Source organism: Ureibacillus galli (assembly GCF_014836845.1).
GTDB classification, from domain to species: Bacteria; Bacillota; Bacilli; order Bacillales_A; family Planococcaceae; genus Ureibacillus; species Ureibacillus galli.
Window position 1 is genome coordinate 72,651 of record NZ_JACSQA010000006.1, and the last position, 15,676, is coordinate 88,326.

At 37.7% G+C, this 15,676-nt stretch carries 13 protein-coding genes and 1 riboswitch; of the genes, 12 read left to right on the plus strand and 1 reads right to left on the minus strand.

From position 1 onward, the window contains the following. Positions 1–15 precede the first annotated feature (15 nt). From H9636_RS06410 to H9636_RS06455, 10 genes are all read left to right on the plus strand, one after another. The gene (locus H9636_RS06410) at positions 16–2,382 is read left to right on the plus strand and encodes an endonuclease MutS2 (RefSeq protein WP_191706797.1); all 2,367 of its coding nucleotides are present in this window, start codon (positions 16–18) and stop codon (positions 2,380–2,382) included. Between the two features lie 72 nt (positions 2,383–2,454). After that, on the plus strand, positions 2,455–2,868 hold the full coding sequence (locus tag H9636_RS06415; RefSeq protein WP_122971155.1) for a DUF350 domain-containing protein: 414 nt from the start codon (positions 2,455–2,457) through the stop codon (positions 2,866–2,868). A 349-nt stretch (positions 2,869–3,217) separates the two neighbouring features. Next, positions 3,218–4,909 carry a long-chain-fatty-acid--CoA ligase gene (locus H9636_RS06420; RefSeq protein WP_191706798.1) on the plus strand — a complete coding sequence of 564 codons (1,692 nt, stop codon included), beginning with the start codon at positions 3,218–3,220 and terminating at the stop codon, positions 4,907–4,909. Between the two features lie 95 nt (positions 4,910–5,004). Continuing rightward, complete coding sequence (locus H9636_RS06425; RefSeq protein WP_191706799.1) at positions 5,005–5,586, plus strand: TetR/AcrR family transcriptional regulator; 582 nt, start codon at positions 5,005–5,007, stop codon at positions 5,584–5,586. An 81-nt stretch (positions 5,587–5,667) separates the two neighbouring features. Continuing rightward, positions 5,668–6,441 carry an enoyl-CoA hydratase gene (locus H9636_RS06430; RefSeq protein WP_191706800.1) on the plus strand — a complete coding sequence of 258 codons (774 nt, stop codon included), beginning with the start codon at positions 5,668–5,670 and terminating at the stop codon, positions 6,439–6,441. A 67-nt stretch (positions 6,442–6,508) separates the two neighbouring features. Beyond that, the gene (locus H9636_RS06435) at positions 6,509–7,282 is read left to right on the plus strand and encodes an electron transfer flavoprotein subunit beta/FixA family protein (protein WP_191706801.1); all 774 of its coding nucleotides are present in this window, start codon (positions 6,509–6,511) and stop codon (positions 7,280–7,282) included. Between the two features lie 32 nt (positions 7,283–7,314). Next, entirely contained in the window at positions 7,315–8,292 is a 978-nt protein-coding gene (locus H9636_RS06440) for an electron transfer flavoprotein subunit alpha/FixB family protein (protein WP_191706802.1), read from the plus strand. A gap of 192 nt (positions 8,293–8,484) precedes the next feature. Further along, positions 8,485–8,799: a thioredoxin gene (gene trxA / locus H9636_RS06445; protein ID WP_122973716.1), complete on the plus strand. Its 315-nt coding sequence runs from the start codon at positions 8,485–8,487 to the stop codon at positions 8,797–8,799. 271 nt (positions 8,800–9,070) lie between these two features. After that, positions 9,071–10,861, plus strand: a complete 1,791-nt coding sequence (gene uvrC, locus H9636_RS06450) for an excinuclease ABC subunit UvrC (RefSeq protein ID WP_191706803.1) — start codon at positions 9,071–9,073, stop codon at positions 10,859–10,861. A 32-nt stretch (positions 10,862–10,893) separates the two neighbouring features. After that, positions 10,894–11,077, plus strand: a riboswitch (Lysine riboswitch). Between the two features lie 146 nt (positions 11,078–11,223). After that, a complete protein-coding gene (locus tag H9636_RS06455; protein WP_191706804.1) occupies positions 11,224–12,450 on the plus strand; it encodes an aspartate kinase in 1,227 nt (408 codons plus the stop codon). Positions 12,451–12,548: 98 nt separating this feature from the next. Here the strand turns inward: H9636_RS06455 and H9636_RS06460 are convergent, their stop codons facing one another. Beyond that, positions 12,549–12,962, minus strand: a complete 414-nt coding sequence (locus H9636_RS06460; RefSeq protein WP_191706805.1) for a YslB family protein — start codon at positions 12,960–12,962, stop codon at positions 12,549–12,551. 275 nt (positions 12,963–13,237) lie between these two features. Between H9636_RS06460 and H9636_RS06465 the strand changes: the two genes are divergently transcribed. Then, the gene (locus tag H9636_RS06465) at positions 13,238–13,852 is read left to right on the plus strand and encodes a succinate dehydrogenase cytochrome b558 subunit (RefSeq protein ID WP_225230110.1); all 615 of its coding nucleotides are present in this window, start codon (positions 13,238–13,240) and stop codon (positions 13,850–13,852) included. Positions 13,853–13,910: 58 nt separating this feature from the next. Then, complete coding sequence (gene sdhA, locus H9636_RS06470; RefSeq protein WP_191706807.1) at positions 13,911–15,656, plus strand: succinate dehydrogenase flavoprotein subunit; 1,746 nt, start codon at positions 13,911–13,913, stop codon at positions 15,654–15,656. Positions 15,657–15,676 lie beyond the last annotated feature (20 nt).

Sequence of the window (15,676 nt, forward strand, 5' to 3'; positions counted from 1 at the left end):
AGGAGGTGTTCGGGAGTGATCGCAGAACGCGCATTGAAAACATTAGAATATGATAAAGTACGGGAACAAGTGGCGAGCTTTTGTACTTCATCATTAGGAAAGAATGCTATAGAGCAACTAATTCCCGAAACTGATTTTGATAAAGTGGTAGAACTGTTAAATGAAATGGATGAAGGTCTATCCATTTTACGGGTAAAAGGAAACGTTCCAATGGGCGGTATTTTTGATGTACGTCCCCATGCGAAACGGGCGCAAATCGGCGGTATGTTAAGTCCAATGGAATTAATGGAAATCGCTAGTACGATTCGTGCAAGTCGCATACTACGGAACTTCATTGAAGATATTGAACAAGAAGAAACAATTACAATTCCCCATTTTATTGAAAGAAAAGAACAAATGCCGATTTTAACGGCTCTTCAACATGAAATTAATGATTGCATTGATGATAACGGTGCCGTGTTAGATTCTGCTAGTACGACCCTTCGTTCCATACGTCAGTCATTACGGGCGGAAGAGGCAAGAGTAAGACAAAAATTAGAAAGTTTAACACGGGGTTCCAATGCTACAAAAATGTTATCAGATGCTATTGTAACAATTCGAAATGACCGTTTCGTTATCCCTGTGAAACAAGAGTATCGTGGGCATTACGGTGGAATCGTCCATGACCAATCTTCGTCTGGTCAGACGTTATTTATTGAACCGGAATCGGTCGTACAGGCAAACAATGAAATTCAACGATTAAAAGTAAGGGAAAAGGCTGAAATTGAACGGATTTTATTGGAACTGTCTGCCAAAGTACAAGAAGTAAGCCATGATTTATTTATCCTTGTTCAAATTTTAGGAGATATCGATGTTATATTAGCAAAAGGTAAATATGGCCAAGCGAATAAATGTACGAAACCAACTATGAATCAAGAAGGGTATATTCGATTAGTGCGGGCAAGACATCCGCTTATTTCAATTGAAGATGCCGTTCCAAATACGATTGAATTTGGTCGAGAAATTACAGCGATAGTTATTACCGGGCCGAATACAGGTGGGAAAACGGTTACATTGAAAACGGTTGGTCTTTGTACGCTAATGGCGCAAGCCGGCTTACCCGTTCCTGCCTTAGATGGTTCAGAACTGGCCGTGTTTGATCAATTGTTTGCTGATATTGGTGATGAACAGTCGATCGAACAATCCCTTTCAACATTTTCATCCCACATGGTAAACATTGTGGATATTTTAGGGAAGTTTGATGATCGCTCCCTTGTACTATTTGATGAATTAGGAGCAGGAACGGATCCACAAGAAGGGGCTGCTCTTGCGATTTCCATTTTGGACGAAGTAGTAGGTTCTGGAGCTCGTGTAATGGCGACAACCCATTATCCAGAATTGAAAGCATACGGCTATAACCGAAAAGGAGTCGTCAACGCCAGTGTAGAATTTGATGTGGAAACTTTAAGTCCTACTTACCGATTACTTATTGGCGTACCAGGTCGTTCTAATGCTTTTGAAATTTCAAAACGTCTTGGCTTAAAAGAATCGATAATTCAACAAGCAAAATCCTTTACCGGTTCTGATCGCCATGAAGTGGAATCAATGATTGCTTCATTGGAACAAAGCAGACGTCAATCAGAACGGGAAGCTGAAGAGGCACATGCTTTACTAGAAGAGGCTCAAAAGTTACGGGAAGAATTGGAAGAACGTTTAAGAACGTATGATGAGAAAAAAGAGACTTTAGAAAAGAAAGCAAAAGAAAAAGCACGGAAAATTGTAGATGAAGCGAAGGAAGAGTCCGAAAAAATTATTGCTGAACTACGTGAAATGAGAGCTAATGCAAGTATGGTTGTGAAGGAACACGAACTAATTGAGGCGAAAAAGAAATTGGAAGATGTTGCTCCACAAGAAAATCCGGTATTGAAAAAGCAAGCTCAAATTCGAGAAAGGGCTCAAAATTTAAAAATTGGTGACGAAGTGAAAGTTTTAAGCTACGGTCAAAAAGGAACGATTATTGAAAAAGTATCAGATCGTGAATGGGTCGTTCAAATCGGTATTTTGAAGATGAAATTAGATGAATCGGATTTACAGTATTTGAAACCTGAAAAAGAAAAACAAACGGTCGTTATGACGAATGTGAAAAATCGTAATAGTCATGTGAAATTGGAATTAGATCTGCGCGGCGAACGTTATGAGGAAGCGATTTTGAAAACTGAGAAATATATTGATGATGCCCTTTTAGCAAACTATCCAAGAGTATCGATTATTCATGGGAAAGGCACTGGTGCATTAAGACAAGGAATCCAAAATTACTTGAAGGGTCATAAGCGGGTAAAATCTTTCCGTTATGGTGAAGCAGGTGAAGGTGGATTCGGTGTTACGGTTGTTGAATTAAAATAGTATAGTGCAAATACATGCAGTGGGCATTGTTCATTGTATGTATTTGTGCAGAAGAAGAAGGGGTGACTCGATTTGTTTGGTTCAGATTTTTGGCAACACCCTTTAGTAGAGACGGCAGGATACTTCAGTGTTGTTGGCCTTTGTTTAATCGTTTCCATGGTGTTATTCGAAATTATTACTAAGTATAAAAATTGGGAAGAAATCAAAAAGGGCAACATTGCAGTTGCATTAGCTACGGGTGGCAAAATATTAGGTGTATGTAATATTTTTAGATATTCCATCGAACGACACTCTACATTATTTGAAATGGTTGGATGGGGATTGTTCGGATTTGTTCTTTTAATTTTTGCGTATATTTTGTTTGAATTTTTAACACCTAGTTTTAAAGTAGATGATGAAATTGCCCGTGATAATCGTTCTGTAGGTTTTATTTCATTTACAATTTCGTTAGGGCTTTCCTATGTTATTGGGGCAAGTATTTGGTAGGAGCGAATCAATGGAAAAATTAGCAAAAATATTAATCGTAGTCTGTATATTATTTGTCATTGTAGGTATTTATTATTTATTCACTATATAGCAATGGGGAAAGACTAGTAGAATGTTTTCTACTAGTCTTTTTTTAATGAAAAAATACTATATTAAAAATATAAAGGGGCAATTTATGACAACATTCTACAAATTTTTCCACTCTATTAAATTTGTTTTTAAGATAGAAAATAAACGCATTATCTAGCGAAAAAGTGAAAGTTTTGTAAAAATAGTTTGAAAGCGTCTTTCTTTTCTATTATAATAATTGTAAGAAAATTTAAAACTTTGAAACGAAGGGGAGTTATGAATGACTGAGAAGGTTTGGCTTTCCCAATACCCGAAAGAAATACCTCACAGCATGACTTACGAAAATATACCTGTTCAAAGCTTTTTAACGAATGCGTATGAGCATAGCCCTACTAAAGTAGCGATTCATTTTATGGGGAGAGACGTTACGTATAAAGAACTATATGAATCGTCCTTAAAGTTTGCCAATTACTTACGTCGATTAGGGATAGAAAAAGGGGATCGAGTTGCTATTATGCTTCCGAATTGTCCTCAATCTGTTATTGCCTATTATGGTACGTTATTTGCAGGAGGTATCGTTGTCCAAACAAATCCTCTCTATACTGAACGGGAGCTTCAATATCAATTGGCCGACTCAGGAGCAAAAGTCATTTTAGCAATGGATATTTTATATCCACGTATTACAAAGGTGTTAAAAGAAACTGAAATTGAAAACGTTATCATTACGGCTATTAAAGATTATTTGCCATTTCCTAAAAATCTCGTCTACCCTTTCATTCAGAAAAAACAATATGGCTTCCAAGTAAAAGTGGAGCATAAAGGACTGACCCATTTATTTACGGAAGTTTTACGCACGAGTGAGGCAACGCCGATCGAAATGGAATTTGATATCGAGGAGGATTTAGCCCTACTGCAATATACGGGTGGTACAACGGGAACGCCAAAAGGAGTTATGCTCACCCATAAAAATTTAATTGCCAATGCGAAAATGTGCGATGTTTGGATGTACCAATGTAAGGCGGGAGAAGAAGTTATATTAGGTGTCCTGCCATTTTTCCACGTTTATGGTATGACGACAGTTCTACTACTATCGGTTTTAAAAGGAAACAAGATGGTTTTATTACCAAAGTTTGATGTGGAGCAAACATTAAAAGCAATTGAAAAACAGAAGGCAACTTTATTCCCTGGTGCACCAACGATGTATATTGGAATTTTGAATTATCAAGATTTAGGAAAATATAATTTATCTTCTATAAAAGCTTGTTTAAGTGGTTCTGCACCATTACCAGCCGAAGTGCAAGAGAAATTTGAAAAGTTAACGGGTGGAAAGTTAGTTGAAGGCTACGGTTTAACCGAAACATCGCCAGTTACCCATGCAAACTTTATTTGGGATAAACGGGTAAAAGGTTCTATTGGTGTTCCTTGGCCAGATACAGAGGCAGCTATTATCCGCTCATCGGATGGGGAATTACTACCTCCTGGGGAAGTCGGAGAAATAGCTATAAAAGGACCACAAGTAATGAAAGGATATTGGAATCGTCAAGAAGATACGGCGATGAGTTTCGTAAATGGATGGTTTTTAACGGGAGATATAGGTTATATGGACAACGATGGCTATTTCTACGTCGTTGATCGGAAGAAAGATATTATTATCGCAGGTGGATTTAATATTTATCCTCGTGAAGTAGAAGAAGTACTATATGAACACGAAGCGATTCAAGAATGTGTTGTAGCAGGTATACCAGATGCGTATCGTGGAGAAACGGTGAAGGCTTATATTGTCTTACGAGAAGGGAAAAACGCCACAGAGGAAGAATTAAATAAATATTGTCGTGAACATTTGGCAGCCTTTAAAGTACCGAGACAATATGAATTCCGTAAAGAATTACCGAAAACGACAGTCGGAAAAATATTAAGACGTTCATTAGTTGAAGAAGAAAAATTAAAAATGGCGGAATTACAAGCGAAATAAATGAATAGGTTTTATTGACAGAAAGTTTTATAAATTATAATATAAAAATATGAATGAATAGTCATTCATATTTTTGTATTTTGGTGGTGAACAACATGAAACGAGATAAACCCAAATATAAACAAATCATTGATGCTGCCGTTATTGCAATTGCTGAAAACGGCTATCATCAAGCCCAAGTTTCAAAAATTGCGAAGCAAGCAGGCGTTGCAGACGGAACAATCTATTTATACTTTAAAAATAAGGAAGATATTTTGATATCTGTCTTTCGCGAAAAAATGGGTGTCTTCGTTGAGAATTTACGCGAGATTATTGATAATGGGGAATCTTCTTCAGAGAAATTGTCTCAAATGATTGATAATCATTTTAACGTACTAGCAAATGATCGCCACCTAGCAACTGTTACGCAATTAGAGTTAAGGCAGTCAAACAAAGATCTCAGGTTGAAAATAAACTCGATATTAAAAGAGTATTTAAAACTGCTTGATGAGATTTTAGTGGAAGGAATGCTAAAAGGGGAGTTTAACTCGACAATGGATGTTCGAATTGCTCGCCAAATGGTATTTGGAACGATTGACGAAACGATTACAACGTGGGTGATGAATGAGTTCCGATACGATTTAATCGAAACAGCACCAAAAGTAAGACAGTTGCTGTTAAACGGATTAAAAGGTTAACGATGTTTCAGTAGGGGTAATTGCCAATAAAATCATAAGTAAAACGAACTGAAGCATATATGTTACAAAGGGAGTGGGAGAATGGAATTTCTAACTTGGAATGTTGAAGAAGGGGTAGCAATTGTTACAATTCAACGACCACCTGCTAATGCATTATCAAAGGGCTTAATTCATGAAGTCGATGAAATGTTAACCGCTGTTGAAAACGACGATACGATCCGTGTCATTGTTCTTCACGGTGATGGGCGTTTCTTCTCTGCTGGTGCAGACATTAAAGAATTTACCGAAGTATCTTCAGGTGAAGAATTTTCAAAGCTTGCTAGTAATGGACAACAAGTATTTGAACGATTAGAATCGTTCCCTAAACCTGTCATCGCCTCCATTCATGGTGCCGCGTTAGGTGGGGGATTAGAGCTTGCCATGGCCTGTCATATACGATATGTGGCGGAAGATGCAAAGCTTGGTTTACCAGAATTGCAGCTTGGTTTAATTCCAGGTTTTGCTGGAACACAGCGTCTACCACGTTATGTAGGGGTAGCAAAAGCAGCAGAAATGCTGTTTACAAGTGAGCCAATTTCCGGTGTTGAGGCAGTCCAATGGGGGTTAGCTACTAGAAGCTTCCCTGTCGATGACTTACTATCGAATACGATTGAGATTGCTAAAAAAATAGCTACGAAAAGTCCGATTGCCCTGAAGGCAACGATTGAAATGTTGCAATATAGCAAACATAAAGGCTTTTATGATGGTGTTCAAGCAGAGTCTGCAAGTTTTGGTTCCGTGTTTACTTCAGAAGATGCAAAAGAGGGTATACAAGCATTTATTGAAAAACGCAAACCAACTTTTTCAGGTAAGTAATTTCTTTAAATTATGAAACAACAGGTTGTGAAGGCAGCCTGATAATCGCATTTAGGAGGTTAGGGAAATGAACATTTTTGTACTAGTAAAACGCACGTTTGACACTGAAGAGAAAATTGTCATTGCCAATGGGAAAATTCAAGATGATGGGGCAGAATATATCATCAATCCATATGATGAGTATGCTATCGAAGAGGCGATCCAATTGCGCGATGCAAATAGCGGTAAAGTTACCGTTGTGACAATCGGTGGCGAAGATGCTGAGAAGCAGCTTAGAACAGCTTTAGCAATGGGTGCCGATGAAGCAGTACTCATCAATACAGAAGATGATTTAGATGAATTAGATCAATATTCTACTGCTGTTATTCTAGCAGAATATTTAAAAGATAAAGAGGTTGACTTAATTTTAGCTGGTAATGTCGCGATTGATGGAGGAACGGGTCAAGTCGGTCCGCGTGTTGCAGATTTACTAGGTATAAACTATGTAACAACAATTACTGATTTAGAGATTGATGGGACAAATGTAAAAATTGTTCGTGATATCGAAGGTGATTCAGAAGTGATTGAAACTTCGTTACCGTTGTTAGTAACAGCTCAACAAGGGTTAAATGAACCTCGTTATCCATCTTTACCGGGGATTATGAAGGCGAAGAAAAAACCGCTTGCAGAGTTGGAACTGGATGATTTAGACATTGATGAAGACGATGTAGAAGTAAAAGTAGAGACAGTAGATGTTTATTTACCGCCTCAAAAAGCAGCTGGTCGCGTTTTAGAAGGGGAGCTTGCTGATCAAGTAAAAGAGCTTGTGAACTTACTTCATTCAGAAGCAAAAGTAGTCTAAAAATACAAAGACGGTATCGGAGGGATCATCATATGGCAAACAAAGTGTTAGTGTTAGGCGAAGTTCGAGATGGTGTTTTACGTAATGTATCTTTTGAGGCAATTGCAGCAGCAAAACAAATTGCTGACGGTGCTGAAGTAGTAGGGGTGCTTTTAGGTGATAGCGTTACTTCATTAGCTAGTGAATTAATCGCTTATGGTGCAGACCGTGTAGTTACAGTAGAACATCCACATTTAAAATCATATACTTCTGACGGGTTTAGCCAAGCCTTTTTAGCAGTATATGAAGAAGAAAAACCAGAAGCAATTGTCTTTGGACATACTTCTTTAGGTAAAGATTTATCACCAAAAATTGCATCGAAATTACAATCTGGCTTAATTTCTGATGTAACAGAAATCGAAGGTTCTGGCGAGGGTGCTTTATTCATCCGTCCTATCTATTCTGGTAAAGCCTTTGAAAAAGTAAAAATTAAAGATGGCATTGTATTTGTGACGATTCGACCAAATAACATCGCTCCTTTAGAAAAAGATGCAAGTCGTACAGGTGAAGTTGCAACCTTAGCTGTTGATATTCAAAATTTACGTACAATCATTAAAGAAGTAGTACGTAAAGCTTCGACAGGTGTTGACTTATCTGAAGCGAAAGTAGTTGTAGCAGGTGGACGCGGAGTAAAATCGGCGGAAGGGTTTGAACCGTTGCAACAACTAGCTGATGTACTTGGTGGTGCAGTTGGTGCTTCTCGTGGTGCATGTGATGCAGATTACTGTGATTATTCATTACAAATTGGTCAAACTGGTAAAGTTGTTACACCAGATCTTTATATCGCTTGCGGTATTTCCGGTGCGATACAACATTTAGCAGGTATGTCCAATTCAAAAGTGATTGTAGCGATTAATAAAGACCCAGAAGCAAACATTTTTAAAGTGGCAGACTATGGAATTGTTGGTGACTTATTCGAAGTCGTTCCAATGCTAGTGGAAGAATTTAAAGCGTTAAAAGTAAATTCTTAATGGATAATTTGTTAAAAACCTTGCCAAAATACAGGTAAGGTTTTTCTTTATGGATAGTTTTTCGAATATCTATTTGATTAGCATTCTAAAAAAATTGTAAATTTTATGTTTCAATTTGAGTTCACTTTACTGTTCCTATTTTTTTTATCGTGCTATACTACATTCAGATGTTAGTTTAAGGAGGCTATTTAAATGGCAATTGTTCATGTAACAGATCAAAACTTTTCAGAAGAAATCGCTTCAGGCGTTGTTTTAGTTGATTTTTGGGCTACTTGGTGCGGACCTTGTAAAATGATCGCTCCTGTTTTAGAAGAAATCGATGCTGAAATCGGAGATCAAGTAAAAATCGCAAAACTTGATGTAGATAACAACCAAGCTACTGCTGCTGAATATCAAGTAATGTCTATCCCAACTTTATTATTATTCAAAGATGGCGAGTTAAAAGGTAAAACTGTTGGATTCCAACCAAAAGAAGCTCTAGTTGAGTTCATTAACAACCATAAATAATATCCCTGTCCCAAAGGTTTTAAACTTTGGGACATTTCTTTTGGAAACAAATAGGAATGTCAGAAAAGACATCCTACCCTTTTGAAAAATCTGCTTACTTTCCACGGTTGCTAGCATAATGCTGTTTCCGAAGGAGTCCCGCAGATTTTTTCATTTTTATTCAATCCCTTTTATACGCCATTTTTTCCTTTATAGTTACTTATTATTTCTCCCATCGGCCTCTTTAAACCTTTATAATGAATATTAAAAAAACCTAATTAGGGTGATATAAATGAATGAAACAATTCAAAATAAATTGGCGATTTTACCCGATGAGCCGGGTTGTTACTTAATGAAGGATCGACAAGGAACGATTATTTATGTCGGAAAAGCGAAAGTCTTGAAAAATCGTGTTCGTTCCTACTTCACCGGCTCCCATGATGGTAAAACCCAACTGTTAGTAAGTGAAATTGAAGACTTCGAGTACATTGTCACATCCAGTGAATTGGAAGCTTTAATTTTAGAATTAAATTTAATTAAACTACATGACCCGAAATATAACATTATGTTGACGGATGACAAATCCTATCCGTATATCAAAATTACCAATGAAAAACATCCACGCATTTTAATTACACGGAAAGTTAAAAAAGATAAGGCAAAATATTTTGGTCCTTATCCAAATGCGGGGGCAGCAAACGAAACAAGAAAACTTCTTGATCGATTATATCCGTTACGCAAATGTATGAAACTGCCAAATAAAGTTTGCTTATATTATCATTTGGGCCAATGTTTAGCTCCTTGTGTAAAGGAGATTGATGAACATGTGTATGATCGAATGATCGAAGAAATTACAAAGTTTTTAAATGGTGGATTTGAAGATGTAAAAGAAGATTTACAGAAGAAAATGCTCGATGCAGCGGAAAATTTAGAATTTGAACGGGCAAAGGAGTACCGGGATCAAATCGCTCATATTGAAACGGTGATGCAAAAACAAAAAATGGTATCTGGAGATTTATCGAACCGGGATATTTTTGGTTATGCAGTTGAAAAAGGGTGGATGTGTGTTCAAGTCTTTTTTGTACGCCAAGGGAAATTAATCGAACGGGATGTATCCATTTTTCCAATTTACCGCGAGCCAGAAGAAGAGTTCCAAACGTTTATCGGCCGTTTTTATGATATACCGGAACATATAAAACCGAAGGAAATTTTCATTCCAACGAATGTGGATGAATCGTTATTGGAAAACTACTTACAAATGAAAGTTGTTACGCCGAAGCGGGGTTCAAAAAAGGAATTGGTCGATTTAGCAACGAAAAATGCGCAAATTGCCATTCGGGAAAAATTCCAATTAATTGAACGACAGGAAGAGCGAACAGTTGGGGCATGTTTAGAATTAGGAAATGCCATGAATATAGCGCCACCTCTTCGAATTGAAGCCTTCGACAATAGCCATATGCACGGAGCAGATGCTGTGTCAGCAATGGTTGTGTTTATCGATGGAAAACCAGCGAAAAAGGAATACCGCAAATATAAATTAAGAGAAACAGCAAAGCATGATGACTATGGTGCGATGCAAGAAGTAATCCGCCGCCGTTATACAAGAGTGTTAAAGGAAAACTTACCTTTGCCCGATTTAATTATTATTGATGGAGGGAAAGGGCAAATGGAAGTGGCTCGGGAAGTCATTGAAGATGAATTAGGATTATTCATTCCGATAGCAGGTTTAGCAAAAGATGATAAACATAATACTTCCCAATTATTATATGGCGAACCCCCAATCCCGGTAGAAATGAAAAGAACAAGTGATGGATTTTATTTATTGCAACGTATTCAAGATGAAGTCCATCGTTTTGCGATTACATTCCTAAGACAACAACATCAAACAAACGCGATTCAATCCGTTTTGGATGGGATTGAAGGGGTTGGGCCGAAAAGGAAACAACAGTTATTAAAACATTTTGGCTCGATTAAGAAAATTAAAGAGTCAACAGTGGAGCAATTAATGGAAGCCCATATTCCAAGTTCGACGGCAACGGCTATTTACAATCACTTTCATAAAGATACATTGTCAAAGGAATAATGGTGTGATATTGTAAGTTTAAATATAAATACGAAAATGATAGAGGTGCAAGGTTCAAAAGTACCCATCTGGAGGATGAACAATTCCTAGGAAAGATGGTGAAAGGGAGACTTGCCGAAGCGGTAAATCCATTGTTCAGATTTATTTGCTGGTTTTGCATTTAAAAAATGTAAGACTGTCAGAATCAGTCAGAGATTCTGGAGGGCTATCTCATAAACGTCCTACAATAGGTATGGATTGAGGCAGCTTTTCACGATCTGTGAGAAGCTGCTTTTTATTTTGAAATGGTATAATTGAAGAATGAGTATTCTGAATTGAAGAAAAATACAGCTTAGCGAAAGCTGTAAAAAGGAGCGTGTACCATGGAGACAATCGTGGTGAAAGTCGACAGTTCTTCCCTTACCACCCCAGAAAGAATCGACAAAATTGCTGATAGAATTCTAGAACACAAACATAAAGGAAAACATCCTGTTGTAGTAGTTCCTTCCATTGAATTACTAGAAGGTAATTTCCTTCCTTATCCGTCAATTTTTAATGAAAAGATTGCTAATAGAGAAAGCCACGTACTAAAAGCTATCAATACACACGTGGCGAGCAGTTTACTTGCGATTGTAATCGAGAGGAAAGGACATAAGGCGATTTCCCTTTCTGGATGGCAGGCAGGGATTGAAGTATCGAAATCGAATGGAAATGTTTTAATTGAACTGATACACCACGACCTAATACTTGAACGAATCCAAAATGGCGATATAGCTATTGTAGCCGGTTCCCAAGGCTATGACGAAAATAAAGATTTGTTAACTTTAGGGGAAGGTGGTCCAGAAACGACGGCTGTTGCGATCGGTGCAGCAATTGGTGCGGAATATATTGAAATATTAACTGAACAAGATGGCATATACACTGCCGATTGTTCGATTGTGAACGAAGCTCGAAAACTTAAGGAAGTTACCTATGATGAAATGCTTGAATTAGCTCATTTAGGATCTACCTATCTTCACCCGAGGGCAGTGGAATTAGCGAAAATATATGAAATGCGAATAGCGGTTCGTTCCAGTACAAACAATGTCGAAGGGACATGGATAAAGGGAGAGGTAGAAATGGAGAAAAATAGAGTTGTTCGTGGAGTAGCATATGAAGCAGACATTATTCGGTTAACAGTAGCTTTTGAATCCTATGAAAATTCCTCTCTGGCGAATATTTTTATGACGCTCGCTAAGCACCATATCGATGTTGATATTATTGTTCAAGCAGTAATTGACGGAGTAAAACCGACTGTTTCTTTTTCCATTGCAAAAGAGGATTTTGCCGAAGCAATAAAAGTGTTAGAGAAGAGTAAAGCTCAATTAGGATTTAGTTTCGCCGATTTTGAAGTAGGTTTAGCAAAAGTCTCGATTGTCGGTTCAGGAATGGTTTCCAATCCGGGTGTCGCTGCCCAAATGTTTGATCGGTTACGAAAAGAAAATATTTTAGTGAAGATGGTTAGTACGTCGGAGATTAAAGTATCTGTTGTCGTACCACAAGATGAGATGGTGCGTGCAGCTAATGTTTTACATGATGAGTTTCAACTAGTAGAAGAATACGTAAATTAAAAAAACCCTTCCTTAGATATACTGCCCCTTCCATATCCAACCTGTTCGATATGGAAGGGGAGTGGTCTTTGGAAAGAGCTTTTATAATAATGTAGGAATTATTCTACTTTTTCTTTTTTATCCCATTTAAGTGTAAAGATCACTTGTTGTTGTTTTTCACGTTTTTCGTCGAAACATTCTGTAAGACAACCTTGTAATGCTTGAATTTGTTGAGCGATGAAACCAGCTTCGAGTCGGAAGGAACGTTCTTCAATTTTTAATAAGTCGGCATCATTTGTGAGATGAAAAATATATCCATCCTTCTCTTCTTTTTCGAGAGTTAAAACGCCCCATCCAGCATCTTGAAAAAAGGAAATAATGAGCTGAATATCCGTACATGGAAATTTGCGAGCTAAATCTTTTCCTGCCCAGTAAAGAACATCCTTTTCATGCTTTCCAAGAATTGACGGAAGTAAATAATCTCGAATAATTTCGTAGCCAAATGATGGGACTGTGTTGTGGATGTGAGTCATTTTAAAATTACCTCTTTCTTAATTTCTTCATTATTTAGTATAAGAAAGTAAAATATTCTTTAAAATAGAAAATTCTACTCAAATAGCGCATATTTTTTAATGAAATGATTCGATAAAAAATTGTATGCAACCTTGACGCTCGTAATTCTTGAGAGTACAATGGACATGTCATAATATTGTACCATTATGAAATACACAGTCAATCTATGAACCTTTACAAAATCGTGAAGCGAAATTGGCTCGGGTATTTAAAAGTACTAGGGGGGGTAATAGTCTTGTCAAAAAATCATGAGTTTTACTGGAGACGCTTACATTCACTATTAGGTATTATTCCTGTAGGTCTGTTCTTAGTGTTTCACTTATCACTGAACTTCACTGCTACTGGTGGAGAAGAAAACTACAACAATTCAATAGGTATTATGGAATTGGTTCCACATTGGCTATTGTTAATTGTTGAGTGGGTAGTAATTTACATACCAATTCTATTCCACGGTTTATATGGTGTGTTTATTGCTTTTACTGCCACTTCAAACTTACAGCGTTTCGGTACATTCCGTAACTGGATGTTCATGTTACAACGTATTTCGGGAGTATTCCTTGTTATTTTCATTGCTTGGCACATCTTCCAAACTCGTATCCAAAAAGCTCTTGGTGCAGACGTTGACTTTAATATGATGGAAGAAATCGTTGCTAATCCGTTTATGTTAGCATTCTACATTGTAGGTATTTTAGCTGCTACATTCCACTTAGCAAACGGTATTTGGTCATTCTTAGTGAGCTGGGGTATTACGCAATCGAAAAGCTCACAAAAAGTTGCAACTTATGTAACGATGATCTTCTTCGTTCTATTAAGTATCATTGGTGTTGCTGCAATTCTAGCATTCGTATAATAACATAGTAGCATTTCCTGGCAGTTTTATAGCAAAGAAAGAGGAGTGAGGAATAATCATGGCGAAAAGCAAAATCATCGTCGTAGGTGGCGGTTTAGCCGGCTTAATGGCTACGATGAAAGCAGCCGAAGAAGGCACTGAAGTTGAATTATTCTCATTAGTTCCCGTAAAACGTTCACACTCTGTTTGTGCGCAAGGCGGAATTAATGGAGCAGTTAATACAAAAGGTGAAGGGGATTCTCCATGGATCCACTTTGACGATACAGTATACGGGGGGGACTTCTTAGCGAACCAACCACCTGTTAAAGCAATGTGTGATGCCGCTCCTGGTATCATTCACTTATTTGACCGTATGGGTGTAATGTTCAACCGTACACCAGAAGGTCTTTTAGACTTCCGTCGTTTCGGTGGTACTTTAATGCACCGTACAGCATTTGCTGGTGCGACAACTGGTCAACAATTACTTTATGCGTTGGATGAGCAAGTTCGTCGTTATGAAGTAGATGGTTTAGTAACGAAATACGAACACTGGGAATTCCTTGGAGTTGTTCTTGATGACGAAGGACATTGCCGTGGTATCGTAGCTCAAGATATGAAAACAGAAGAAATCCGTTCATTCCGTTCTGATGCTGTTATTATGGCAACAGGTGGTCCTGGTATTATCTTCGGTAAATCAACGAACTCAATCATTAACACTGGTTCTGCTGCATCAATCGTTTACCAACAAGGTGCTTCTTATGCAAACGGTGAAATGATTCAAATTCACCCAACAGCGATTCCTGGTGACGACAAAAACCGTCTAATGTCAGAATCTGCACGTGGTGAAGGTGGACGTATTTGGACTTACAAAGACGGTAAACCTTGGTACTTCTTAGAAGAAAAATACCCTGCTTACGGTAACTTAGTACCTCGTGATATTGCGACTCGTGAAATCTTCGACGTATGTGTTAACCAAAAATTAGGTGTTAACGGTGAAAACGTTGTATACCTTGACCTTTCTCATAAAGATCCACATGAGTTAGATATTAAACTTGGTGGTATCATTGAAATTTATGAAAAATTCGTTGGGGATGACCCACGTAAATTACCGATGAAAATCTTCCCAGCTGTTCACTACTCAATGGGTGGTTTATGGGTAGATTATGATCAAATGACTGAAATTCCTGGTCTATTTGCTGCTGGTGAATGTGACTACTCACAACACGGTGCAAACCGTCTAGGTGCTAACTCATTACTTTCAGCGATTTACGGTGGTTCAGTAGCTGGACCAAACGCTGTTAAATATGTAAAAGGCTTAAAGAAACATGCGGAAGATCTTCCACAATCTATCTATGATGCTCGCGTAAAAGAAGAGCAAGAAAGATGGGATGCAATCCTTAAATTGGATGGTACTGAAAACGCATACCTTTTACACAAAGAGCTTGGTGAGTTAATGACAGACAACGTAACAGTTGTTCGTTACAACGATAAACTAGAATACACTTATAATAAACTTACTGAATTACTACAACGTTGGGAAAACATTAACATCAACGACACTCAAAAATGGAGTAACCAAGGTGCTCACTTTACTCGTCAGTTGAAAAACATGTTATACCTTGCACGCGTTATTACAAAAGGTGCACTTTTACGTAACGAATCTCGTGGTGCTCACTACAAACCAGAATTCCCAGAACGTGATGACGAGAACTTCTTAAAAACAACAATGGCGAAGTTCAACCCACAAACTGGCGAACCAGAAATTACTTATCAAGAAGTAGACGTTTCTCTAATTCCGCCACGTAAACGTGACTATTCTTCATAAACAATAAGGGGGGTCATTAA